This is a genomic window from Sporosarcina soli, from assembly GCF_042655805.1.
GTDB classification, from domain to species: Bacteria; Bacillota; Bacilli; order Bacillales_A; family Planococcaceae; genus Sporosarcina; species Sporosarcina soli.
The window spans coordinates 587,116-612,751 of record NZ_JBHSNO010000005.1; the positions used below are offsets into that span (position 1 = coordinate 587,116).

Annotated in this window: 18 protein-coding genes; 4 read left to right on the forward strand and 14 right to left on the reverse strand. The window is 45.9% G+C overall.

All coding sequences use genetic code 11. The annotated features are described in order from the left end of the window. Positions 1 to 115 precede the first annotated feature (115 nt). The 4 genes from ACFPRA_RS07175 to ACFPRA_RS07190 all read right to left on the reverse strand — a co-directional run bounded on the left by ACFPRA_RS07175 (position 116) and on the right by ACFPRA_RS07190 (position 4,563). On the reverse strand, positions 116 to 2,257 hold the full coding sequence (locus tag ACFPRA_RS07175; RefSeq protein ID WP_381432136.1) for an ATP-dependent Clp protease ATP-binding subunit: 2,142 nt from the start codon (positions 2,255 to 2,257) through the stop codon (positions 116 to 118). 336 nt (positions 2,258 to 2,593) lie between these two features. Further along, a complete protein-coding gene (rraA, locus tag ACFPRA_RS07180) occupies positions 2,594 to 3,079 on the reverse strand; it encodes a ribonuclease E activity regulator RraA (RefSeq protein ID WP_381432138.1) in 486 nt (161 codons plus the stop codon). A 193-nt stretch (positions 3,080 to 3,272) separates the two neighbouring features. Next, positions 3,273 to 3,581 carry a metal-sulfur cluster assembly factor gene (locus ACFPRA_RS07185; protein ID WP_381432141.1) on the reverse strand — a complete coding sequence of 103 codons (309 nt, stop codon included), beginning with the start codon at positions 3,579 to 3,581 and terminating at the stop codon, positions 3,273 to 3,275. Positions 3,582 to 3,783: 202 nt separating this feature from the next. After that, a complete protein-coding gene (locus ACFPRA_RS07190) occupies positions 3,784 to 4,563 on the reverse strand; it encodes a prolyl oligopeptidase family serine peptidase (RefSeq protein ID WP_381432143.1) in 780 nt (259 codons plus the stop codon). A 141-nt stretch (positions 4,564 to 4,704) separates the two neighbouring features. On the opposite strand from ACFPRA_RS07190, the gene ACFPRA_RS07195 reads away from it, so the two are divergent. Genes ACFPRA_RS07195 through ACFPRA_RS07205 form a run of 3 tightly spaced genes read left to right on the forward strand, consistent with a single transcriptional unit; the run spans position 4,705 to position 7,753 of the window. Beyond that, positions 4,705 to 5,517 carry a Cof-type HAD-IIB family hydrolase gene (locus ACFPRA_RS07195; RefSeq protein ID WP_381432145.1) on the forward strand — a complete coding sequence of 271 codons (813 nt, stop codon included), beginning with the start codon at positions 4,705 to 4,707 and terminating at the stop codon, positions 5,515 to 5,517. Between the two features lie 36 nt (positions 5,518 to 5,553). Further along, complete coding sequence (locus ACFPRA_RS07200; protein ID WP_381432147.1) at positions 5,554 to 6,408, forward strand: DegV family protein; 855 nt, start codon at positions 5,554 to 5,556, stop codon at positions 6,406 to 6,408. Positions 6,409 to 6,427: 19 nt separating this feature from the next. After that, complete coding sequence (locus ACFPRA_RS07205; RefSeq protein WP_381432149.1) at positions 6,428 to 7,753, forward strand: CoA-disulfide reductase; 1,326 nt, start codon at positions 6,428 to 6,430, stop codon at positions 7,751 to 7,753. A gap of 71 nt (positions 7,754 to 7,824) precedes the next feature. On the opposite strand, the gene ACFPRA_RS07210 is transcribed toward ACFPRA_RS07205, so the two are convergent. From ACFPRA_RS07210 to nikC, 4 genes are read right to left on the reverse strand one after another with little or no spacing between them, the layout of a single operon-like run. After that, complete coding sequence (locus ACFPRA_RS07210; protein WP_381432151.1) at positions 7,825 to 8,856, reverse strand: ABC transporter ATP-binding protein; 1,032 nt, start codon at positions 8,854 to 8,856, stop codon at positions 7,825 to 7,827. Further along, a complete protein-coding gene (locus tag ACFPRA_RS07215) occupies positions 8,828 to 9,853 on the reverse strand; it encodes an ABC transporter ATP-binding protein (RefSeq protein ID WP_381432153.1) in 1,026 nt (341 codons plus the stop codon). The genes ACFPRA_RS07210 and ACFPRA_RS07215 overlap by 29 nt, the downstream gene beginning before the upstream one ends. Before the next feature lie 45 nt (positions 9,854 to 9,898). Continuing rightward, a complete protein-coding gene (locus ACFPRA_RS07220; RefSeq protein WP_381432155.1) occupies positions 9,899 to 10,840 on the reverse strand; it encodes an ABC transporter permease in 942 nt (313 codons plus the stop codon). Positions 10,841 to 10,852: 12 nt separating this feature from the next. Next, complete coding sequence (nikC, locus tag ACFPRA_RS07225; RefSeq protein WP_381432157.1) at positions 10,853 to 11,749, reverse strand: nickel transporter permease; 897 nt, start codon at positions 11,747 to 11,749, stop codon at positions 10,853 to 10,855. Between the two features lie 313 nt (positions 11,750 to 12,062). Between nikC and ACFPRA_RS07230 the strand changes: the two genes are divergently transcribed. After that, on the forward strand, positions 12,063 to 13,700 hold the full coding sequence (locus ACFPRA_RS07230; RefSeq protein ID WP_381432159.1) for a glutathione ABC transporter substrate-binding protein: 1,638 nt from the start codon (positions 12,063 to 12,065) through the stop codon (positions 13,698 to 13,700). Positions 13,701 to 13,762: 62 nt separating this feature from the next. Here the strand turns inward: ACFPRA_RS07230 and ACFPRA_RS07235 are convergent, their stop codons facing one another. The 6 genes from ACFPRA_RS07235 to addB form a co-directional block, all read right to left on the reverse strand. Then, a complete protein-coding gene (locus ACFPRA_RS07235) occupies positions 13,763 to 15,211 on the reverse strand; it encodes an alpha-amylase family glycosyl hydrolase (protein WP_381432161.1) in 1,449 nt (482 codons plus the stop codon). A gap of 539 nt (positions 15,212 to 15,750) precedes the next feature. Then, positions 15,751 to 16,143 (reverse strand): YisL family protein, encoded by a 393-nt coding sequence (locus ACFPRA_RS07240; RefSeq protein WP_381432163.1) that lies wholly within the window; start codon positions 16,141 to 16,143, stop codon positions 15,751 to 15,753. 66 nt (positions 16,144 to 16,209) lie between these two features. Next, positions 16,210 to 17,109 carry a fumarylacetoacetate hydrolase family protein gene (locus ACFPRA_RS07245; protein WP_381432165.1) on the reverse strand — a complete coding sequence of 300 codons (900 nt, stop codon included), beginning with the start codon at positions 17,107 to 17,109 and terminating at the stop codon, positions 16,210 to 16,212. Positions 17,110 to 17,150: 41 nt separating this feature from the next. Further along, positions 17,151 to 18,350, reverse strand: coding sequence for a DUF418 domain-containing protein (locus tag ACFPRA_RS07250; RefSeq protein WP_381432167.1), 1,200 nt, complete (start codon positions 18,348 to 18,350; stop codon positions 17,151 to 17,153). Positions 18,351 to 18,352: 2 nt separating this feature from the next. Then, positions 18,353 to 22,039 carry a helicase-exonuclease AddAB subunit AddA gene (gene addA / locus ACFPRA_RS07255; protein ID WP_381432169.1) on the reverse strand — a complete coding sequence of 1,229 codons (3,687 nt, stop codon included), beginning with the start codon at positions 22,037 to 22,039 and terminating at the stop codon, positions 18,353 to 18,355. After that, positions 22,017 to 25,514 (reverse strand): helicase-exonuclease AddAB subunit AddB, encoded by a 3,498-nt coding sequence (gene addB, locus ACFPRA_RS07260; protein ID WP_381432172.1) that lies wholly within the window; start codon positions 25,512 to 25,514, stop codon positions 22,017 to 22,019. The genes addA and addB overlap by 23 nt, the downstream gene beginning before the upstream one ends. Positions 25,515 to 25,636: the final 122 nt, after the last annotated feature.

Here is a 25,636-nt window from a genome sequence, read left to right on the forward strand (position 1 = left end):
CTCTCCTTTTTCTAGTAGTCTATCTACCATCATAACGCGAAAACGATAGAATGCACATCTAAAATTGAGTGGAGCGTAAAAAATCGCATAGATCCTATGACCTATGCGATTTCATTTATTCGTGATTGATTTTCAAACGATCCTCTTCCATTGTGAGGATGAGCTTGCCCTCTTGTCCTAAATCCCCTTTGATCAACTCTTTGGCGACAACGGTTTCGACATGTCGCTGGATGAAGCGTTTCAATGGACGCGCTCCGAATTCGGCATCCGTCCCTTCTTGGACAATCCAGTCAAGGACAGCATCTGTATAGGCCAACTCCACTTCTTGCCCTTTCAGCCGCTTCACTAGGTCCTCGAGCATTTTCTTAGCGATCAGACGGAAAGAATTAGCTTTTAGCGAGTGGAAGATAATAATATCATCCATCCGGTTCAACAGCTCCGGTTTGAAATGGCGACGCAATTCAGCCATGACCAAATCTTCCGTCGCGTGATCTCCCGTATCTTCCAGTCCTTGCAACAAGTATGCCGATCCGATATTCGACGTCATGATAACCACTGTATTCGTAAAGTTGACGAGTCTTCCTTGGCTATCCGTAATCCGTCCATCATCGAGTACTTGTAGCAAAATATTCGCGACATCGGGATGCGCTTTTTCGATCTCATCAAGAAGCACGACGGAATACGGATTGCGACGGACCGCTTCTGTCAATTGGCCGCCTTCTTCATAACCGATATACCCCGGAGGTGCACCGACCAGTCTCGAAACGCTATGTTTCTCCATATACTCCGACATATCGATCCGGATAAAATGATCTTCCGAATCAAATAACGTAGCAGCAAGCGTCTTCGCGAGTTCCGTTTTCCCAACACCGGTAGGTCCTAAAAACAAGAACGAACCGATCGGCTTATCAGGATCTTTAATCCCTGCACGTGCACGCCAGACCGCTTCCGTCACCAATTGCACCGCATCCTCTTGCCCGATGACACGCTCTTCCAATGTTTCGCGCAGACGAAGCAGTTTTTCACGTTCGCCTTCAACGAGTTTCGTAACCGGAATGCCAGTCCAACGTGCTACGATTGTCGCAATTTCCTCTTCTGTCACCTCTTCACGAAGGAGACGGCTTTCCCGGCCATCTACGAGTGGGGCTTCTAATTCTGCCAACTCTTTCTCAAGCGCCGGGATTTTCCCGTAACTAAGTTCCGCCGCCTTATTCAAATCAAAGCGATTTTCGGCTTCCTCAAGTTCACGGCGATACCGATCGAGTTGCTCCCGTTTTTCCTGAATGCCCCGCAACGTCGCTTTTTCAGCATCCCATTGCTCCCGCATCCCTCCGGAAGACTCCTTCAGTTCTTTCAACTCATCGCGCAACGCTTCCAAGCGCGTTTGACTGACCGCATCCTTTTCCTTCCGCAATGCTTGTTCCTCAATTTCCAGTTGCATAATGCGACGTGTCACAGCGTCTAGTTCCTGTGGCATCGAGTCGATTTCCGTCCGGATCATCGCACTCGCTTCGTCGATCAAGTCGATCGCCTTATCCGGTAAAAACCGTTCCGTCAAATAACGATCGGATAAAGTGGACGCTGCAACGATTGCCCGGTCGTGAATTCGGACCCCATGGTGAAGTTCGAATCGTTCTTTCAGCCCTCGTAAAATCGACACTGTATCCTCCACGGACGGTTCGCGTACGAGCACCTGCTGGAAACGGCGTTCAAGCGCGGGATCTTTTTCAATATACATGCGATATTCATCGAGCGTCGTTGCCCCAATACAATATAGCTCTCCGCGGGCGAGCATCGGTTTCAGCATATTCCCCGCATCCATCGCCCCTTCCGTTTTCCCTGCCCCGACAATCGTATGGATTTCATCGATGAACAGAATGATTTCACCGTCGCTATCCTTCACTTGCTTCAGCACGCCTTTCAAGCGCTCCTCAAACTCCCCGCGGTATTTGGCACCGGCAATTAATGCACTCATATCCAATTCGAAAATTCGCCGGTCTTTTAATCCTTCCGGCACATCACCTTTCACTATTCGCTGAGCGAGCCCTTCCACAATTGCGGTCTTCCCGACGCCCGGTTCTCCGATAAGCACCGGATTATTTTTCGTCTTTCTAGATAAAATCCGGATGACATTACGAATTTCTTCATCCCGTCCAATCACCGGATCCATTTTCCCTTTTTTCACTTCTTCCACAAGATTACGCCCAAATTGTTCAAGTGGCGCTTGTTGCTCTTCCTGTTGACCAGCCATTCTCATAGACACTCACCTTCCAATAAGTTTGACTTTGACTATCTTTGACCATCTTTGATTAATAGAATTTTAAGATGATTTTTCATCAAAGTAAAGAATTTTGCTTATCCTTTATATCAATTACGCCTTGGCGTAATTGCGTCCAGATTTTGAATTGAGCAAAGCTCAATTCAAAATCTGTGACATCCGCCGGAGGCTTTATCTTCGTTCAGCGGCGTTTGAATACCCGCTGAACAGGTAAACAAAACCGCATTTTTCTCGCTACCTATAGAGGTGGGAATCCTCCGCTGAATGAAGATAAAAAAATCCCTTCGGAAAGGGTATACCCTTTCCGAAGAGTTATCATTCACCAATTAATGGACGTGGAGCGACGATGACACCGTCTTCATCCGCGTACACATAATGGTTCGGCACCCATTCGACATCTCCAAAATTTAAAGGAATATCGGTGCTTCCGTTCCCTTTTTTCACACTTCTCAACGGGTTGCTGCCAATCGCCAATACACCGATATTTTGTTCCGCTATTTCTGCAGTATCCCGGACACATCCGTAAATGATCACGCCCGCAAGCTTGCGCGTTTGCGCAATATCTCCTAAATTATCACCCATTAACGCACATCTTCTGGAACCGCCCCCATCTACAACAAGGACGCTCCCTTCAGGTATTTGCTGCAAAGCTTCTTTCACCAATACATTATCTTCCAATACTTTGACAGTCGCAATTGGCCCAGAAAACTTTTTATTTTTCCCATAAGACTTAAATTCTACTGTACATATCTGTACCTCATTCGCAAAATCATCACAAAGATCAGCTGTTGTAAAAGCCATCATTTCCACTCCCATTTCACATTTTTCTACTCCATAACCTCATTCGACAAAATTCCGAAAACCCTTCTTTATTTTGAAATAAAAATGGAATTGCAGGGATACATACTTCACAACACACCCCCACCACAACAAAAAAAGCTGTACGACTCGTCAATCGGTCATACAGCTCACCCCATACTTCAGGTATTTTCTATTATCTTACCCCTAGCGCCATTTTGGCATAGCGAGACATATTATCTCGTGACCAAGGCGGATTCCATACGATGTTGACATCCACATCTTTCACTTCTGGGAGTTCCATCAGTTCTTGTTTGATGTTCGCGACGATTTGCGGTCCCATCGGGCAGCCCATCGAAGTCAATGTCATCGTGATGATCGCTTTGCCTTCTTCATCCAGCTCTGCGTCATAGACAAGCCCCAAGTTGACAATGTCCACGCCCAGTTCCGGGTCGACGACATTTTCTAGTGCGCCCATCATGCTTTCTTTCATATCGTTACTCATTTTCATCCCTCTTTCCGTTCATATGTTATCCCCATCATAACAGAGTTCGGCTTACTCATTCAAATCAATCACGTCTCGGCTTAATTGCGAATCGAACAGCGAAGGGTTCGATTTGCCGTATTTCTGCGTCCTTTGCAGAAATTAAGGCACTTTCAGGAAGCGGCGAACTTAGGTTGCCTTCCATTATTCATTTAGCAGGTTTTCAAACAAATGCTGACTGAAGATGACGTGCAAACCAGTCTGCCGACTGTAGCATGCCTTTTCTAGAAACGGCATGTCCCGCAGTGTCTTCCGTGACGAATTCGATCCGTTCAGGTACATGTGCATAGTCTTTTTTGATAGCTTCGTAAAAATTGTATGTCGGCTGAAACGGGACGACGGTATCTTGTTGACCATGCCAGAAATAGATCGGCCTTTGCTTCAAAGTGGCTGCCCGTTTCGTCAGATCGAATGCGCCAAGTGTATTGAGCAAGTTTTTCCTTTCCTCGTCCGTGATGGGCAATGTAAAACCGCGACGTTCAAATTGTGCCATTTGCGCTTTGCATAGTTGCACATAGCCCGGCGCTCCCATCATAATGGTCGCCACGTTGATCCAATCATATACGGACAGGCAACCGAGTGTCGTGATACCACCCATCGATGTACCGCCCATTCCGAGTTTTTCTGTCTTCAGGATTCCCCGTCTTCCAAGTTCTTCATACAAAAACTTCACTTCTTCAATCGATGTCAAAACGATTTCCCAAAAGCGTAGGCTCAATTGCACTTCGTCCAGATCCTCACTCCTTGCACCATGCAAGAGCGCATCTGGCAATAAAACACGAAGTCCTTTCTTTGCCATATTATATGCATAATGCAGATTATGCTCCTTGGCACTCGTAAAACCATGCAGGAAAATAACGACAGGTACTTCTTTGTCCGCGAATTGTTCTTCTACAATATGTAATAATGGGATATCTCCCCATTGCTCATCCGTAACAATCAAGACACACACACCTTTATCTTTTCACTAGAGCGTACCAAAGTTTTTCTAAAAAAACAAAAAGGAAGTTCCACCTATTAGCGTTTTTTTGACTTGGATTATTACTTAACGATACACTATACAATAGAGAAGGAGGCGTTTTTTTTGAAGCCACATTTAATCGTACTTGATTTGGACGGTACTTTACTCACCGACGAAAAAGTCATCTCGGAAAAAACGAAACAAACCTTAAAAAAAGCAGAAGAGCACGGCCACCATATTATGATTGCAACCGGTAGACCTTATCGGGCAAGTGAGGTCTACTATCGACAACTCGGACTCCGTACGCCTATCGTCAATTTCAATGGGGCGTTCGTTCACCATCCGACAGATCCGTCATGGAAGACGATCCATGAACCAATTTCACTTCCAGTCGTCACCGATGTCGTTGATGCGATGCAACAATATTCTTTCCATAATATTGTCGCGGAAGTGATGGATGATGTGTATATGCATTACCATGATGAGAAACTACTTGATATTTTCGGGTTTGGCGATCCGATGATCAAACAAGGGGATATCCGTCAATTTTTGAAAGAGAACCCAACAAGTTTACTCATTCAAGCGGATGCCGAGCACGTCGATCCAATTCGACGCCATCTTGGGGAAGTGCATGCAGAAGCGATTGACCATCGACGTTGGGGTGCACCATGGCATGTCATCGAAATTGTCCGTCACGGATTGAATAAAGCGGTCGGCATTTCACACGTTTCCAAGTGGATGGATATTCCAACAGAAAGAATCATCGCATTTGGCGACGAAGACAATGATCTGGAAATGATCGATTATGCCGGAGTGGGCGTCGCGATGGGGAATGCGATCGACCGACTGAAATCAATTGCGAATGAAGTGACTGAAACGAATAATGAAGATGGTATTGCACTGTTCTTAGAAGAACGGTTGCACTTAAATAAATAATTAAATAAATAAAATCATTTCCATAGGAGGAGTTTTATGAAATTATTTGCAGATAGTGCCTGCGATTTACCCAAATCCTTTTTTGATGAAAACGATGTAACAATACTCCCCTTACATGTCCTCATGGACGATAATGATTACGAAGATCTTCTGGCAATCGAGGCAAAAGAGGTATACGATGCTATCCGAAATGGTAAACACCCCAAAACCTCTCAAGTTTCACCCGAGTTTTTTTTAGAAAAGTGGAAAGAACTTGCGGAAATTGGGGAAGATGGACTGTATATCGCCTTTTCATCTGAATTATCCGGTACGTACAACACCGCCGTCATGATGAAAGACCAAGTCAAGGAAACAAACCCGAACATGAATCTCGTCATCATCGATTCGAAATGCGCTTCTCTCGGTTATGGTCTTCTCGTGAAAGAAGCGGTCCGCCTGCGCAATGAAGGAGACGATGTGCGAACAATCGAGCGGAAAATCCGATCGATGGCAGCCCATATGGAGCATTTGTTCACCGTGGAAGATCTCGATTACTTGGCAAAAGGCGGCCGCGTATCGAAAGCGAGTGCATTCATTGGCGGTTTGCTGAATATCAAACCACTTCTCCATGTCGAAGGCGGAAAATTGGTACCCATTGAAAAACACCGTGGACGAAAAAAAGTGTTGCGACGGATCACCGAACTGATGGCGGAACGTGGAGACCATTTAAGTGAACAAACCATTGCCATCAGCCATGCAGATGATGAAAGCATCGCACTCGAACTAAAAGGACTGATCGATGAACTGTTCCGTCCGAAAAGCATTGAAATCCATATGATCGGTCCCACAATCGGTTCCCATACCGGTCCAGGAACTGTTTCAGTTTTTTTCTTAAACAAGCTAAGTAAGTGAACTCAGGGAGGCATGTTTCATGAAACTCGTCATCGTCGGTGCAGTTGCCGGAGGGGCTACCGTCGCGGCCCAAGTACGACGCGCTTTGCCGGATTCCGAAATTATCCTATTCGGGTGTGATCCCGTTCTTGGTTACGGTACTTGTGGGATGCCTTATGTTATCGGTGGGGTAATTGACGAAAAATCGAAAATTGCGGGTCCCTCGCCTAGCAAATTCGCCCACCAACGGAATATCGAGGTTCGTTTGGAACATGAAGTACTTGCCGTCGATCGCACCAACAAAACCGTCAAGGTCCAAAACCTACTAACAGGTGAGCACGCTCTAGAAACCTATGACAAACTGATTCTCTCCCCCGGCGGCAGAGCCCGTATTCCAAAATTGAAAGGGCTTGGTAACCTTCCTTTATTCACACTGAAAAACTTTGGTCAAATGGAAGAAGTCCTAGCCTACATCGACCGTGAAAAACCGCGGGCTTGCGCTGTGATTGGTGGCGGATTTATCGGCATCGAAGTAGCTGAAAATCTTATACACCAAAACTTGAAAACAGTACTGATCAACCGCGATGAACGGGTCATGAGCGTGATGGATCCGGAGATTTCCGAAGTCCTTGGCAATGAAATGAAAGACAATGGGGTCGAAATCTATTTTAATGATGCCATTGATCGAATAGAAGGCCGCACGTTATTCATGGATAGAGGACCGAACTTCTCAGTCGATTTTCTCGTTGCTTGTATAGGAATTGACTTGAATACGGAACTGGCTGCTGAAGCAGGGTTATCGATCGGGCCGACCGGAGGAATGGTCGTCAATGACTATATGCAAACTGACGATCCCGATATTTACGCGATCGGTGATGCGGTGGAATCCAAGGATTGGTTTACAGGTAAACCGAAGAATGTAAAACTCGCCTGGCACGCGCATCGGCAAGCCGCCATTGTTGCCAGTCACTTGGCAGGAAATCCGGTTCGGATGAACGGCCTCCTCGGGACGACCATCACGAAGTTGTTTTCATTGACGGCAGCAATCACTGGTCATTCCGCGAAAAGCTTAACCGACGAAGGCATTGCATTTGATACAGCCATCTATGATGGACGGACCAATGCAGGCTATTACCCCGATCATGGACAGATTCACTTGCGTGTCCATTACGACCGAGCAACAAGACGCATACTCGGTGCGCAAGCGGTCGGTGACAAAGGTGTCGACAAGCGAATTGATGTCATTGCTACTGCAATCTTGGGCAAAATGACAGTCGATGACTTAGCAGCACTCGAGCTCTGCTATTCTCCGCCTTATTCGTCTCCAAAAGATCCCATCAATATGGTCGGTTATAAAGCGAAATAACGAGACACTTGGTGTCTGGAAAATGAAAAAGCCTTCATGTACTGAGCTACATGAAGGCTTTTTCTTTGATGTCACACCATTACAGAACGATAATCTTTCGGCTTCAATTGTCCTCTCTCAATCTCCTCAACAAAATGACAAGCCGCTTGATGATCTTCCCCCATGGATACATATGTCTGAAGCAACGGTTCTTCCTGTCTGCATTTATCCTGCGCAAATGGGCATCGCGTATGGAAACGACATCCTTTTGGCGGGTCGATCGGCGACGGTACATCTCCCCTCAATGGAATATGTATTTTTTCACGTGTCGGATCAGGTACAGGGATCGCTGACAAAAGTGCCTTCGTATAAGGATGTTTCGGATGATCGAAAATCGAAAGTTTGTCACCAATCTCAACAATTTTTCCAAGATACATGACGATGACACGATCTGAAATATGCCGAACAACCCCTAAATCATGGGAGATAAATAGATAGGTCAAATTGTACGCTTCCTGCAAATCTTCCAATAAATTCAACACTTGTGCTTGGATGGATACATCCAATGCTGATACAGCCTCATCACAAATGATCAGTTTCGGATTCACGGATAATGCTCGGGCAATTCCGATTCTTTGCCTTTGCCCTCCCGAAAATTCATGTGGATAACGATCTGCTTGGTATTCATTCAAGCCGACCGTTTGCAATAATTCAATGGTCCGTTTCCGGCGTTCTTTCCGAGGGTACGATTTTTGAATCGTCATCGCTTCCATTAAAATATTCGATACCGTCTGTCTTGGGTTGATGGAGGCGTATGGATCTTGGAAAATGATTTGTAAATCTTTCCGATGCTTCCGCATTTCCCGCTTCGAAATGCCTGTCAATTCGGTATCATTGAACGTCACTTTGCCTTCTGTCGGTTCTTCAAGCCTTAAAATAGCCCGTCCAGTTGTCGATTTCCCACATCCGGACTCCCCGACAATACTGACTGTCTCCCCTTCATAGATCGTAAAACTAATATCGTCAACTGCTTTGACATGATTGACTGTGCGCCCTAAAATTCCACCTTTAATGGGGAAGTATTGTTTCAATCCATCAACCTTTAGCAATTCTTTTTTCGCCATAGACGTCCACCTCCGTCTCTCCGTCCCATTTGTCTGAATAGATCCAACAACGGACTTCGTTTCGATTTCCAGCATGCATGAGTTCCGGCAGCTCGGTCCGGCATAAGTCTGTCGCTGCAGGACAACGCGGTGAAAAACGGCAACCGATTGGCATTTCATGCACATTCGGTACATTTCCCTTGATCGGTACGAGCTTATCTTGGTCAATATCATGACGTGGCAATGAATTCAAAAGTCCGACTGTGTAAGGATGATTCGGCTTTGCAAACAATGTCCGTACATCTGCATATTCGACAATTTGCCCTGCATACATCACGGCTACATAATCGCAAGTCTCGGCTACAACACCTAAGTCATGTGTGATAAAGATGACTGACATACCAAGACGACTTTGCAAATCTTTGATCAACGTCAAGATTTGGGCTTGGATTGTCACGTCTAATGCCGTTGTCGGCTCATCCGCGATCAGGATTTCCGGATCACAGGCGAGTGCCATTGCAATCATGACCCGCTGGCGCATTCCTCCAGACAGCTCATACGGATAGTTTTTCACACGGCGTTCTGGTGAAGGGATTCCGACAAGTTTCAGCAATTCCACCGACCTTGCCATCGCTTCACGTTTAGGTAATCTTTTGTGCTTAATGAGAGATTCGCTAATTTGCTGACCGACTGTAAATACCGGATTTAGTGACGTCATCGGCTCTTGGAAGATCATCGAAATGGCATTGCCGCGTATCTCTCTCATCTCCCGATCTGAATAATCGATCAAGTTTTTCCCTTTGAACAGCACTTTACCGCCAACAATTTTTCCCGAACTGGCAAGCAGTTGAAGAATCGACAACGAAGTGATACTTTTCCCAGATCCGGATTCCCCTACAATTCCAATGGTCTTCCCTTGCGGCACGACAAAACTAACACCATCTACGGCTTTCACTTCTCCGTCATCTGTAAAAAAGGATGTACGTAAATCACGCACTTCCAATATAGCTGTATCCATGATAAAAACCTCCATTTTGATTCATGGTGTCCATCACAATTCAAGTCAGTTCAAATCGATCCGTTTATTCAACATGCGGTAGGAAATATCCACGAGTAAGTTCACAAAAACAAACAGGAGTGAGATGACAAGAACCGTTCCTTGTACGATTGGGAAGTCTCTCGTTTGAATCGCTTGGATCGTCAATCTTCCCATTCCGTTAATGGCAAAGATCGTTTCCGTGATCACAGCACCACCCAGAAACGCACCAAATTCTAACCCGACAACTGTAATAACAGGTATCAACGCATTTTTCAACGCATGGCGGTACGTAACAATGCGATCACTTAGACCTTTTGCTCGCGCAGTCCGGATATAATCCTGTCCGATAACTTCAAGCATGGAAGAACGAGTCATCCTCGCAATGATCGCTGCTCCGCCTGTTCCGAGGGTCACAACGGGAAGTATGACCTGTCTCCAACTATCTCCCCATCCAGATGGTCTCATTTTCATCCAATCCGGTAGCCAATCGCCCCCAATGGCAAACCAGTCGATCAACACAAGTCCCATCCAGAAGTTCGGCATGGAAAGTCCAAAAAGAGCAATAATCATGATGGACACATCGGCAACTGTATAATGACGTACTGCTGAAATGATCCCTGCAATCAAACCGATAAATACAGCCAACAAGGTCGCGTAAAAGGCAAGTTCCGCAGTGACCCAGAACCTGACTTTTATTTCATCCATGACCGCCCTTCCACTGCGGACAGAATACCCAAGATCACCTTGCACAGCGTTCGATATATAAGTGAAATACTGAACGTATAGTGGCTCGTTCAAGCCTAGCTTTTCTCGAATCTGTTCAACCGTTTCTTCCGAAGCCGCTTCTCCGGCCATAATTTGTGCCGCATCCCCTGGTATCAGGTGCATCAATGAAAATACTAAAATCGAGACACCGATCAATACAGGTATCGTTTGCAATAGGCGTCTAATTATATATGTAACCATGTCGATTCCCCCCTATCTTCTATTCATTTTCGGATCAAGTGCGTCTCGCAATCCGTCTCCAAAAATATTAAATGCCAATACGACAATGACAATCATCATCCCAGGAAACAGAATGACGTGCGGATGTTCAGTCATAAACGCTCGCCCCTCACTTAACATCGCACCCCACTCAGGTGTGGGCGGTTGAGCACCCAAACCGAGGAATGACAATCCGCTCGCGGTCAAGACAGCCGTCGCAATCCGTAAAGTAGCTTGAACGATGATCGGTGACATGACATTCGGAAGAATATGTTTGAAAATAATTCTGAAATCAGAGGCGCCAAGCGCTTTCATCGCATCGATATACTCCAACTTCCTTACCGACAGCGTCGAACCTCTCACAATCCTTGCAAAAGCAGGAATCGAGAAAACCGCAACTGCGATAATGACATTATTTAAACTTCCACCAAGTACGCTGACAATGGCGAGTGCGAGAAGTATCCCTGGAAAGGCTAGCAAGACGTCCATCACACGCATAATGATCGTATCGATTTTTCCACCGTAGTAACCGGAAACGATGCCCAAGATTACACCGATCACACCACCAATTGTTACGGAAAGAAATCCGACACGTAAAGTCAATTCCATCCCGTGAATAATCCGGGTGAAAATATCCCTACCATAGTTATCCGTACCAAACCAATGTTCCGCGGACGGTACTTGCAGCTTATTGATTATATTCACTTTGTTCGGGTCTTGCGTCGTTAACTCTGGACCTACAATGGATACGAAGATAAATAATAAAATGAAAAATCCACCGACGACAGCCGCTTTATTCTTTCTAAGTCTTTTCCATGTAGTTTTTAGTTGATCAAATTTTGGGCTTGACCGTTTTGGTTGGTTGATCGTTCCGACCACTTTTTCTGACATAATCTCGTACACCCTCTCTTAAACAAGTCCCATTCGACTATTTTTTAAATGTTATTAAAAGTAGCATAACATGAAATTCTCTTTGCTGATATACTAATTCAATTCTCCCAAAACTACGAATTTTCCGTCTCCCACAAATAAACTTATACTGAAAAACATAAGGTTATTTGGCGCTCTAAGGGGACTTTCCTTTCATATATCTATGAATAAATCAAGCATTTTATTGTCTGAATCATTTTTCTATGCTATATTGCAAATACCCGTTCAGACTAGATGAACAGGTGATTACTCATATGGGAGGGGTTTGAAAGATATGAAAAAAACGAGTAATATCAAATGGCTCTGCCTATTATTGTTAGCGCTTACACTTGTGCTTGCCGCGTGTGCAGGCGGTTCAAGTAACGAGTCGGACAATAATGGAACCAATGACAATGAGGACAATGGAACAACTAACGAAGGGGCTACCGGAAATCCAGTCGAAGGAGGCGATCTTGTATTCGCTGTCCATTCTGAAGCATCTTCACTCGATCCGGGTGCTTCCAATGATGTGCCATCATCCGTTGTACAAGCTAATATTTATGAAACACTTGTCAAGCGAGATGACGAGAACAACATTATTCCGGGACTTGCTGAAAAATGGGAATTAATTGACGATACAACATATGAATTCACTTTACGTCAAGGGATCAAATTCCATGACGGTGAAGACTTTAATGCTGACGCGGTAAAAGCATCCCTTGACCGTATCCGTGATTCGAAAGTCGCTTCTCCGCGTTATTTCCTTTTTGAAATGGTAACAGACATTGAAGTCGTAGATGACTATAAAGTACGCATCAAAACAGAGTACCCGTTCGCGCCGCTTCTTGCCCATCTTTCCCATAACGGGGGAAGCATCATCAGTCCGAAATCGATTGAAGCAGATTACGCAGCAATTGAAAACGGCAAAAAAGCAGGCTCTGTCATTTCTGCAGCACCGGTCGGAACAGGTTTCTTTAAATTCGTAAGCTGGACACCAGGGAACGAAATTAAACTCGAGAAAAACGATGACTATTGGGGCGACAAAGCGCATGTTGATACGGTCACTTTCAAAGTAATCTCAGAGAGTGCTACACGAAATGCGGATCTTGAGCGCGGATTCGCTCAAATCGCTGAATATGTGCAACCGATTGAAGTGGCCGGCATCAATAACAGTGATTACGGCTCAGTCAACCAAAAAGCATCATCCAGCCTTTCTTATATCGGCTTCAATACAGAAAAAGCACCTTTTGATGATGTCCGTGTCCGTAAAGCCATTTCAATGATGGTCAATAAAACAGATATCATTGATGGCGTTTTTGAAGGTTTCGGCATTCCGGCGAAAGGACCACTAGCACCTGGCGTCTTCGGCTATAACGAGGATGCACACCCAATCGAGTTCAATCCGAAAGAAGCGAAAAAATTGCTTGCAGAAGCAGGCTACGCAGATGGTTTCAAAACAAAGATCTGGACGAATGACAACCCACAACGTGTCGATATCGCCGTCCTTCTGCAAGCGAGCTTGAAAGAACTGAATATCGATGTTGAAATTGAACAACTGGAGTTCGGTACGTACCTTGAAAAAACCGCAAAAGGCGAACATGACATGTATATTCTAGGCTGGTCGACGCCAACGGGCGATGCAGACTACGGCATGTATGCGCTATTCCACTCGTCTCAAAAAGGAAATCCAGGAAACCGTTCCTTCTATGAAAATGCAGAAGTCGACAAACTACTGGATGAAGGTCGCCGCGAAACAAACCTGGACGAGCGCATCAAAATTTACTACAGCATCCAAGAACAGCTCATTGAAGATGCACCAATGGTATACATCCATCACCAAGAATACCTCACTGGGATTAGCAACCAAATCACCGGTTTTTCCGTCGATACGTCAGGAATTTACCAATTACAACAAGTTCAATTCGTCGAATAACAACAAAAAAAGAGTGTAGACAAATTGTTCTGTCTACACTCTTTTCAATTAGGTATACCTTCTTATTGATTCGCTTTTGCTTTCTTCGCCAATTTCGCTTTACGGAAGATTAGGAATAAAAATCCGAAAAACAGCACATACACCATGATCGATGCGATCAAATAAGGTATGTTAAAGCCTTTATCTTCATCCGCAAAATAAATTTCCGCAAGTTCACGTTCCAATACAATACGGAATACGCCATCTTTCCCTTCACGGGCCAAATCCCCATCAAGCACGCCACGCAAGAGCTTATTCTCGCCGATGACTTCTTTTGGAATTTCTAGACTTGCCGTTTTCGTCGTATTATTCAACGCGACGATCCATGTCTCTTCATCTGATGATAGTTTAAAGACCGTAAACCCATTTTCATTATGCAACATTTCGAAATCCCCGTTCCGAAAAGTTTCGGACTGGTTGCGCAATGTATTCAAGTCACTAATATAGTCTTTCAATTCCGCATCCGTTTTAAAATTCAGCAACTGATGACTTTCCGGCGGTGCTTCCCCATTTACAGCGATTTCCGTTCCATAAGTCATAATCGGTGTTCCAGGCAATGAAAACAAAGCGGCTGCCGCCAATTTCCAACGAGTCGGTGGAAACATTCTCTCTTCCACAATATCATATGTATAACGAGGGCCCGTCAATTCATCAAATTGAATCAATTGCCCCCTACTGTCATTTGTGAACAATGATAAGGACGAAGTATCCGCATCAAACCGAACAAAAGAGCTGCGCAAGGCATTCATTTTGTCGAAGTCTGGCGAGGCATCAAAATTCGCACCACTCATCTCATTGGTGATGACATAAGCATCCGGATTCACCGTTTTGACCGCTTCAATAAGATCATTCAAAAAAGCTATATCGTATGCACCAATTTCTGTTAGACGGATGCCGTCCAATGAGTAGGTTTCCATGAATTTCACAACGGCATCTCGCAATGCTTGTTGCGTAGCAACATCCGAAGCATCCCAATCAATCGTTCCGTCCGTATCCGGTGTAAATTTCAAGAGCCCTTCTTGTACCCATACGTGATGTTCACTTACCCCGCCAAGCGGAAAATCTGCAATGACGGCTAAATCCTTTGCATGTAAAGCGTCGAGCATATTGACGAACTCTTCATCTGTGCCGAAATGAGGCTCCAGTTTTGCATAATTCAACACTTTTTTCCCATCATATGACTCGCTTTCAAACACAGGTCCTAGCGAAACCATCGTAAAGCCCATGTCTGTTATATGCGTCAATCGATCAACAATTCCGTTAAAATCGCCACCGTTGAATGCAGTCAAATCCCGCGAATCGACCCCGATATCATTCTCGCCACTTCCGTTATTGTAACGGTCCACAAGCAAATCATATATAGTTTCGTCGTCAATCGTCCGCTTCCCTTCCGCAAAAACACCAGCTGGAAGTAGCGTCGAGCCTAATACAACAATTGTTATAAGTAATCCAACCCATCGATTCACCTTCACAAAAAAAGCCTCCTCCGTACAAGCTATCATCCGTCATTTTACCAAACCAATCGTACAACCGCCATGCTTTCCGCAGAAAACAAACCGCCCCCTTCACAAATAGGTCAATTTTGTGAATTGCCGTGTTCTAGTAGAGTCCATATTTATCAATTACGCCTTGGCGTAATTGCGTCCAGATTTTGAATTGCGCTTGCGCAATTAACTCCTTTCAAAATCTGTGACATCCGCCGGAGGCTTAACTTGAATCAGCAGGGAGTTTAGACTCCCTCTGATTAAAGTGCATTCTGGCATTCATCCCGCCACTTATGGAAATGGGGGACTGCTGCTGAATCAAGTTAACACAAAACAAAAAACGTCTACTGATCAAAACCAGTAGACGCTCCACTCACAATTCTATTCTTCATCTTCAATTTCTGTTTTCTTGTTACGAGAGAAGAGGAAGACGGAAACGGCAAACAGCAGCATGAGTAGCAAAAGAACTGATAAAAACAGCCATCCCATCATCGGTTCCCTCCCCTTCCTCTAACTCCCTATTCAATTTAGGCAAACCAACTGATGTTGACCGGCAATTTAAATCCGAGGTACATCGTTGCAAAGAGGAAAACAAAAAATAGAATCCATACACCTGATATGCTCTTCCCTTTATCCGCGCGTACCAGTACCATTTCCATCATACCGATCGTCAGCAGACCAAGCAGGAATTTCACACCGTAAAGTGCCGCATCAGCACTTGAATATTTGAAGAATAACAATGCACCCGAAATCACAATCAACACATAGAATAGACGTGCAATCATATGTGTGATTTTCCTACCTTTTGTACCATTCGCCATTACTGCAGCGACAAGGAATAAAACTATTCCGACAACCCATGTGAAAATATGAAAATGGGTCGAGCTAGCTAATGCGTCCAAAACCGTCACCTCATTCATTATGATTACTTCGTAATCGTAACATACTCTGGAATTGTGCGGAAGTGAATACACTTCCCAAGCGGTTTAGTTGAACTGATTCACGAGAGTACCGATCCCTTCGATCGAAATTTTCACTGTATCCCCTTTTCTCAAGAAGGAAGGAGGCGTCATCCCTTTACCGACACCGGCTGGCGTTCCCGTTAAAATGACATCGCCCGGCTCAAGTGTCGCATACTTTGAAATTTCTGCAATCAGTTCATCGATTTTGAAAATCATTTCACCTGTATTGCCATTTTGACGTACTTCATCATTCACTTTAGTGACAATCGACAGATTATGCGGGTTGGGAATTTCATCTTTCGTGACGATATACGGTCCCATCGGACAGGATTTATCTAACGTCTTGCCGAGGAAATATTGGACATGATCCATTTGGATATCACGTGCCGAAACATCATTGGCGATGGTATAACCGAATATATAGTCATAAGCAAGTTGTTTCGGGATATGTCGTCCCCCTTTGCTGATGACAATCGCAAGTTCTCCTTCATAATCGAGATTCTCCGTCACATCTGCATGGATCGGCAAAACTTCTTCGTCTGCAGCAATCGATAAAGGGGATTTCGTAAAGACGACCAATTTTTCAGGCGGTGTATCCGAGCCCATTTCCTTTACATGATCTGCATAGTTCTTGCCGACACAGAGGACGTTTTTAGGCGTTCTCGGAATCGGTGCAAGCCATTCGATTTCTGTAAATGCATATTTGAAACGATTCGGATTGTCATCCTGCAATGCTTGTTCGACAATCGCCCTCACTTTTTCTACAAAATCCAATCCCAATGAAATACCTTCCGTAATCGTTTGCGGGAAGTCCGCGACGCCATATTCTTCCGCGATGGATAGTACGTCCCATACGGCATCCTCCCTTTTCACTTTCGGACCGAATTTCGTTCGATCCTCATAACGGAACGATAATAATTTCATCTGATAGCCCAACCCTTCTTTAATGAATTTCTCTTTCCTCTTTATTTCGCTACTGGACTACTCTTTTCCTCTTTATCCGTCAAATTCTTTCCGTATGTCCCTTTTCGCCATAGCCATTCCAGAGGACCCATCTTAAACTTCGTCAACCATACTTCCGCAAAGATGACTTGGATGGTGAATACACCGACAGCGATCCAAGTTCCCGTGACCAAATCCACTTTGCCATACATGCCCAATCCATAACTATAGAAAATGAGCGTTGCCACAATCGATTGCGTAATATAAGTCGTCAGCGACATACGACCAGCTTTCGAAACAGGGCGTAGGATTTTACGGAACAGCGGAATTTGAAACAATAGAAGAATCAGTCCGACATAGCCAACCGCTAAGATCGGTCCACCGAATAATTGCTGTAAGAGCTTCGTATCCAGTCCAGGTTGACCAGCGTAAGGGATCGATTTCAGCCAAAAGCCCGCTGCCAGTGCAATCACAGTTACGACCGCAATACGGCCTTTCCATTCCGAAGCACGTTCAATCACTTTCCATTTCGATAGACCCGCACCGAATAAAATGATCGGCAGAACGATAAAGAAGCCAGTCAATGTTGAAACAAGTCCCATCAGCAGCCATTCAAAAAAACGATAACTTAAAATTTCTGCATAGGTGCCATGCGCATAGGCACTGATCGACAATTCAATTTGATGAATGTCCGCATACTCTTCCAAGCCCGCACTCGAACTCAGTTTTCCTAGGAAGTAAGTCGCGGCGGCCATAAGTCCACATGGGATAATGTAAATGACAGCGGCAATCGGTAATACCCACTTCTTCGGAATTCTGACAAACGCAATCATAATAAAGCCCATCAATGCATACGTGAATAAAATGTCTCCCGACCATATGAAAACCGCATGCAGCACACCGAATCCGAGTAAAATACTTAAACGACGTGCCATGACGGGGGCAAATGACGTCTTATTCGCTATCGCCTTTTCATATTGCATATTCAATCCATACCCGAACAGCATGGCGAATATTGGATAAAAACTCGCTTCCACAAAAATATTGATCCACTTATACGTCGCTACATCACTTGGCGTGCTAAACCATGAATAAGGGTCGATATACAAATACGGCGAATGGAATAGCAGCATATTGGCAATGAAAATGCCGAGTAGAGCAATCCCACGTAGTAAATCCAGTGCCTCCACTCGATTCCCAAGTGTCGTCGGTGTAAATTTCAATCTCATTCCTCCTGAATCCTTACAGTCCTGCTTCCATCAAATAAATACAGGACCATCTCTTTAATATCAATGCCTACGATTTCTTCAATCGCCGTTCTATATAAATTCAACTGGATCCCATAGCGCTTATGCATTTCCGCATCGATCGCCTCATCATCATCAAATCGTCCTTGTATCCGATCTGTTTTATAATCGAGCAAGACCCAGCCATCCGGTTCTTTGAATAAACAATCCGCTATCCCTTGTAAAATTTGATGGTCTCCATCGGCTCCGTCATACGCGTACGTAAAGGGCAATTCCCGCATCACTTGCTCCGACTCCACGAGCCGTTTTGCAATCGACGATCCGAAGAAGTGAGCGATGGCATTCGTATCCACCATTTCCGCTTCCTCCATCGTCAGCAGTTGGCGCGCTGTCAACTCTTTGACACATTCAGCTACTTTAACAGCATCGTTTTCCTGTCGGATGTCGATGTGCTGCATGATTGTATGCATCGCCGTTCCGATTTCCGCTGCCGATAACGCCTTCGATTGCATGAATGCAGGCCGATCATGTAAATAAGCGTTGCTCACTTCCAGACTTTTATTGAGAAAAGGATCTTCATCCGCTTGCAACTCCAAAAGGGCAACCCGCTTCAACTCACTGACCGTCTGTTTCGACCGTTTCGCCACAGAAGCTTGGAATGGATAACGTGCATCGAAGCGCCGTTGCACTTCCTTAAGTATCGCATCATCCGCTTTTTCAATCAGTTGCACTTCGGCAGGGGGTTCTGTTGCATCATCAGCCTCATTCACAGGTCCAGTCAATGCGGACAGCGGTAACGCATCGATTTGCCATTTGGAAGAATCATCTACCAGTTGACCACTCGGAATGACCCCAAATTTGTCGAAATCGGCATGTCTTGCAATCGCAGGACCTATCCAATCCATATAGCCGTTCGCGCGTGAACGCGTATATTCCTGCAACATTTGACCCGGTTCGATCAATTGCGCATCTTGCCATTTGACAATTGTTTTTTCAATATCTTTAACAGAAGCAATGATTTCCAAATGCTCTTTAGCCCGCGTCATCGCCACGTACAATACCCGCATTTCTTCCGCACGCATCTCCAATTCTTTCTTTTCTTTCATCGCGAGAAACGGCAAGGACGTATACATAATCCGGTTGTCGGGATCAATTGCTTTCACGGCGAGCCCGAAATGCTGGTCGAATAAATACGGTTCGTTGAAATCCATTTTATTGAATTTCCTCCCCGCCCCTGCGATGAACACATATGGAAATTCAAGCCCTTTCGATGAATGGATCGTCATGATCCGCACAACGTTTTCCTTTTCACTAAGCGAGCGTGCCGCCCCTAAGTCGTCACCTCTTCTACGCATCCGATCAACAAAACGAAGGAAACGGAACAAACCGCGGAACGAGGTCTTTTCATAATCGATCGCCCGGTCATGAAGTGCACGTAAATTAGCCTGGCGCTGTTTGCCGTTTGGCATCGCACCGACCATTTCATAATAATGGGTATCGGCATACACTTGCCAAATCAGTTCGGATAAAGAACCTCGACGCGACAAATTCCGCCAATCCTCAAACTGGTTAAAAAATCGTTGTAACTTTTGCTGCGTCTGACTGGCGATTCCTGCACCACCGGTTTTATAGAATCGTTTTAACGCTTCGTAAAATGGCTCATTTTTCGCGGTAAGCCGCACTTGGGCAAGTTCATTTTCCGTCATACCGATAAACGGCGCATGCAACACCGATGCGAGCGGAATATCTTGATAAGGATTGTCGATGACACGCAAGGTGTTCAACATGATCATCACTTCCAGCGCATCAAAATAGCCGTGTGAGAGTTCCGCATAGACCGGAATCCCGGCCAGCTTGAATTCCTCAGCAATTTCACCGGACCATGTCATCGAACGCATCAAAATGACAATATCCCGGTACTCGATCGGACGTTTTTTATCGCTGAAGGCATCCGTCACCTCGGCTCCGGACTCGAGTAATGCTTGGATTTTTCGAATCATGAAACGCGCTTCCGCCTGGGAACTTTTCAAGCTTTCCCCTTCATCGTCCTGTTCCTCTTCTTCATCATAAAGCAAGGTCAATCCCGCTGTTACCGCTTTTTCCGGATAGTTGGCCCCGTATTTCAAAGCGGCCGCTTCATCATAATCAATTTCGCCGACACGGGCACCCATCACTTGGGCAAAGACATAGTTCGTGGCGTCGAGCACTTCTTTCCGGCTTCGGAAGTTGGCGTTCAAGTCGATTTTCAGCCCTTGTTCGCCATCCGTCTCTGTAAATCGACTATATTTCCCGAGAAATAACATCGGTTCAGCAAGACGGAAACGGTAAATCGATTGTTTCACATCCCCGACCATGAACAGATTGCCATCCGCTTCCCCGCCGCGTTTCACAAGCTGGATGATTGTTTCCTGCAATAAATTGACATCTTGGTATTCATCGACAAGCACTTCCGCAAAGCGGTTCCGGTAGTCAATGGCAATATCGGAAGGGGTGAGCACGCCCTCTTCTTCCGTGGATAAAATGCGTAGCGCATAATGTTCCAAATCGGAAAAGTCGACGATACCCCGATCGATTTTCACTTGTTCATACCGTTTGCCAAACTCGACAACGAGATCGATCAGTGTATGCATCGCGGGTGCCATCAGTCGGATTTCTTCAAGCAGACGAGCTGGCGTCCTGGTAAAATAAGATTCTTTCAAGGTATTGATGATCTTTTTCACTGCATCACGTAGCGCTTTCGCACGCTTGGCTAGCTCTTCGTCACAGGAGTCTTTCCGGATTGTTCCGGCTTTCACCCATTTTAGCGAGCCGAAAAAAGCGTATGTCTCTTCCCAGCCGCCTTCCATAATACGCCGTTGGGCTTCCTCGATCCACATCAAATCTGCTTCCGCTGTCGCCGCAAGCGGTTCTGGTCCGTCCGGCATGAATGCAATCCGTTTCATATCATTTGTTAGCGCGGCGGCCTCCTCCAATGAATGACGGATGGCCATTTTCAGTGGATCAATAAAGGCCAATTCATCAATCGACGTCATTCCTTCGATTTCATACTGTTCAGGAAGGAGGCGCAACCATTGCTCCGGCGACGGATGGACTCTGGAATAATCGTACAAACGGTCGATCAGCGTCTCAATGGACTGATCATTGCGATCCGACGTGAAGCTGTCCGCCAAGCGGTACATCGACTCTGGATTTTCTGCACTATACGCTTCTTCCAACACTTCTCCAATTGTATCATCGCGCAACAAAGCTGCTTCAGTACTATCTGAAATCCGGAAACCCGGATCGATATCAAGCAAATAGGCATATTGCTTTACAACATTTAAACAGAACGAATGCAAAGTGGAAATCTGCGCTTTGTTCAATAAATTAAGTTGTCTCCGCAAATGGACAGACTCCGGTTTTTCGACGATCGCTTCTTCCAACGCCTCTGCCATCCGGTGTCTCATCTCCGCAGCAGAAGCATTGGTGAACGTGACGACGAGCAGTTCATCGACGTCAATCGGATCCTTTTCATCCAACACTTTTTCAATCATCCGAGTGATTAACACTTTCGTCTTCCCCGAGCCGGCTGCAGCGGAAACGAGGACATCTTTCCCTTTTGCCCAAATGGCTTTCCACTGGGCATCCGTAAAGGTCAGCCCTTCAGGTTTCACGGGTATGTGCATCTTCGGCCACCTCTTCCCTCATTTTTTCTAGTGATGCTTCCGGCGCCATTTCAGCATATGGCCTGAATTTAGATGCCGGGTCTGTCGGGTCAAATTGACAGACCGAACGATACGGGCAAAACTGGCACGGCATCTGGTCTTTCAATTTATACGGATAAACGCGTGTATCACCCGCAAGCATCGCGTCCCCCGCTTTCCGATGGCGCGTTCGGACAAACGACCGCATCATTTGCAAATCATCGGAAGACAGCACTTTGGATGTCTTCGCAAACGTCCCATCCGTTTTGAGGGAAGCGGGCACAATTGCGGAGGACCTTCCGATATCGGCATCCATCCCGATGACGACTTCCGGGTTGTCGAGCAAATAGCCGCGCATTTTGTAAGACTTGGCAATTTCCGCTTCCAGTAGCGCTGTCGTCAATTCTGTACCGGAACGAATCATCGGATTATGGACATGCATATACAAGACGCCCGCGGGATCTGCGTGAATGCCAAGCCATTCTTCTGCATTTTCAAGCGCGACATCCAAGTAAGTCATCATTTGCAAGGACAAGCCATAATACACTTCCGTTAAATCGAGGCTGCGTGCAGACGATTTGTAATCGACGACACGCACATAATTTTTCCCGCCGATTTCCGTCGCATCGACCCGGTCGATCCGTCCGCGCAATTTCATCGAATCTCCACGGCGCAAAGGAATTTCTAGCGGTGGCAATTCCTCGCCCGGTCCGAATCCGGCTTCAATAGCAACCGGCTTAAACACCGTCGCTTTCGCTTGCGTACTGAGCGAATAGATCGTCCGCTGGATAATGTGCGTCAATTTCCGTTTAATATAAACATAACGGTTCGTAGACAACAATATCCGGTTAAAGAAATACGGAGAAATATCCTCCACTGCTTGCCTTGCCATTTTCCAACAGTCTTCCTTCGACAATTCCGCCCATGCTTTCCCGAGCCGCATCGTTTCATCGGATACCCATTTCAAAGCCGCGTGGAATAAATCACCGATAGCTGGCGCTTCCAGTGTAAATTCTGTCCGTTCCCGGAGACCGAGTCCGAACGATGCATAATGCTGGAACGGGCAGCTGTAATACGATTCGATCCGTGACACACTGGAAACAAAAGATTCACCATACAAGCCCGCCGTCAACTCAGGTTGTAGACGTTCAGTCTGTCTATCCGCAGTGAGCGGACGAAGGATATGGTTGAACACGGAAGACCAGTACGGGTCTTCTTCATAATAGGCCATGACAGCACGCCATTCCGGATCAAGCACACCCGAATGATCCGCTTCTTTCAACTTCATAGACATGTACGGCAACGCTGCGCGAGGATGACTAATATAATCAAACGGATCCGCTTCCAATGTCAATTCGGATGGATCTGTCACAGCCAGTTTCAGCGGTACCCCAGGAAGAAGCTGTTGGATACGCGCGATATATAAGGAAGGCAAAAGTGATTTTCCTTCTTCATCGGCAACCGGATACGATACATACAGCTTTTCACGCATTGCGGTGAACGCCCGATAGGCCATGTATGTTTCATCCATCAATTTCATTTTCGATGTCGGTGCCAGCTCAAAGCCAATTTCTTGAAACCATTCGCGGTCCGCGTCTGAGAGGATCCCTTCATTGTCCATCCGCTGTGGCATCACGCCATCATTCACGCCAAGTACGAATACCGCATCGATTTCCATCAAACTCGACACTTCCACCGTAGACACCGTCACTTGGTCAAGCGAAGGTGGAATACGCGCAAATTCAAGCGTATCAAGCCCTTCATCCAAAATGCGTGCCGCTTCGGTAGGATTCATATTCTTGTCTCCAAACATGAGCACGAACTGATCAAGCACATTGATCCAGCCCGTCCACGCCTGTTCATGTTCCGTTGCACTCAGCAATCTGCCGGCACGTTCTTCCTCTGCACGCAAATCAATGATTTTATCGAACACATGCAGCTTTTCCACAAACTTGAACAACGCTTCCGCCACATTTCGGCCCGTTTTAGAGCGTTTTAAGCGCTTTTCAAATTCCGCTAGCGGCTCCCGGATGACGTCACGCATCTGATGCAATTCTTTCTCTAACGCCCGTTCCTCATCGGTTTGTACGTCTGAATATAGTTCAAGCCCGCGATATTTTTTCACACGCCAGCGACTGTCGTCGAACCAACGCTGTCCGTAAATGCCATGGGCAAGCACATAGTTTTCCAATCGATCTGCACGCTCACGCCATAACAACTTATCTTCTCCATGCGGGAAAAAGAGATCCGTCTTCACAGCGCGGAACACCGACTCATATGACCAGCCCGATGTGACTGCCTCTAAAATCGAACGGGAAAACTCGATGAGCGGATGATGCAACATCGGCTTTTTCTGGCTGATGAATACAGGGATGTCGTATTGCGGGAAAATCGTGTTGATCAATTCATCGTATTTTTCCGGTTGTCGGTACAAAATCGCAACATCTTTATACCGTTTCCCTTCCATCATCATTGCCCGGATTTCCCGTGCAATTGCATGGATTTCCGCCCGCCGATCCGCCGCCTCAATCAATACAACATGACCTTCCGACACATAGGTTTTCGCGGGATAATGATCGAATTCCGCTTCCAAGTGGCGCAGCTCGTCATTTTTGAATCGGCGCGCTTCTGACAAATACACATCTTCTTCCACTTCAACCGCTTCCGCCCGCGCCAGTTCCCGTAATTTCAATGATGTCCGTACAGGATTGAAAAACAGTTCATGATCCCCAAATCCGGTGAGCGCCCCTTCCATTGGCAACACGATGGTCGTGCGCTTCGTATGCTTCATCAATTCCGAAATAATTTCGTATTCCCGCGTCGTGAAGTTTTCAAAGCCATCGATATAGACATCGGCACCTTTCAACAGGTCCGAATGTTGAATTTGGGAAGCGAGAAGCGCCAAATGCCCCTCACTATCCACATAGGTCGTTCCTAACTTCTCCTCGATTTTCGTCAACAACAGCGACAAATCGCTCGCTTTATCGAGCAACGTTCGCGGTGCCCCCTTTGTCGCCAATTCATCATGCAAGTTCCCCATCGTTTCGTGATCCAAGCAATAGCGACTGAATTCCTTCATTAAATCCCCTATTTGTTCCGTAAACCCACGCTTGCCCGCAGCTTGACGGAACAACTTAAATTCTTCCTGATTCTCCTCAAGCACACTTCGGACCAACATCCGGTAACCGAAACCGTCCACTTCCTTGCGCGTAATTCCGCCTGTCTCCTGCAACACACGCCAAGCCAGCCGCTTGAACGTCAACACTTGTGCACGGATCAATCCCTTTAAACCGAAATTGACGGACAAACTATGCTCCATCGAAAACGACATCTGATCAGGCACAATAACAATAACCGGCGCCCCCATCGGATCCCGTTGCAACTCCGCAGCAATCTCCCGCTCAATGAACGTCGTTTTCCCAGCACCTGATCTGCCGGTTATGAAACGTAGTGACATATGAAGTCCCTCCTTTTTATGGATATATATAGGTGATTCATTTGTTTATCCCGCATTAACGGGCAGTAAGATTCCCACTTCAAGACTTAAGTAAAACGATAAGGATAGGTGGGAGATCAACT

Bases quoted from the DNA above. Each gene is read 5' to 3' on its own strand.
- nikC (WP_381432157.1), bottom strand. From the start codon at position 11,749: ATGTCAGAAAAAGTGGTCGGAACGATCAACCAACCAAAACGGTCAAGC.
- addB (WP_381432172.1), bottom strand. From the start codon at position 25,514: ATGTCACTACGTTTCATAACCGGCAGATCAGGTGCTGGGAAAACGACG.
- rraA (WP_381432138.1), bottom strand. From the start codon at position 3,079: ATGGCTTTTACAACAGCTGATCTTTGTGATGATTTTGCGAATGAGGTA.
- ACFPRA_RS07215 (WP_381432153.1), bottom strand. From the start codon at position 9,853: ATGGATACAGCTATATTGGAAGTGCGTGATTTACGTACATCCTTTTTT.
- ACFPRA_RS07230 (WP_381432159.1), top strand. From the start codon at position 12,063: ATGAAAAAAACGAGTAATATCAAATGGCTCTGCCTATTATTGTTAGCG.
- addA (WP_381432169.1), bottom strand. From the start codon at position 22,039: ATGCACATACCCGTGAAACCTGAAGGGCTGACCTTTACGGATGCCCAG.
- ACFPRA_RS07210 (WP_381432151.1), bottom strand. From the start codon at position 8,856: ATGGCGAAAAAAGAATTGCTAAAGGTTGATGGATTGAAACAATACTTC.
- ACFPRA_RS07245 (WP_381432165.1), bottom strand. From the start codon at position 17,109: ATGAAATTATTATCGTTCCGTTATGAGGATCGAACGAAATTCGGTCCG.
- ACFPRA_RS07240 (WP_381432163.1), bottom strand. From the start codon at position 16,143: ATGAATGAGGTGACGGTTTTGGACGCATTAGCTAGCTCGACCCATTTT.
- ACFPRA_RS07205 (WP_381432149.1), top strand. From the start codon at position 6,428: ATGAAACTCGTCATCGTCGGTGCAGTTGCCGGAGGGGCTACCGTCGCG.
- ACFPRA_RS07175 (WP_381432136.1), bottom strand. From the start codon at position 2,257: ATGAGAATGGCTGGTCAACAGGAAGAGCAACAAGCGCCACTTGAACAA.
- ACFPRA_RS07220 (WP_381432155.1), bottom strand. From the start codon at position 10,840: ATGGTTACATATATAATTAGACGCCTATTGCAAACGATACCTGTATTG.
- ACFPRA_RS07200 (WP_381432147.1), top strand. From the start codon at position 5,554: ATGAAATTATTTGCAGATAGTGCCTGCGATTTACCCAAATCCTTTTTT.
- ACFPRA_RS07185 (WP_381432141.1), bottom strand. From the start codon at position 3,581: ATGAGTAACGATATGAAAGAAAGCATGATGGGCGCACTAGAAAATGTC.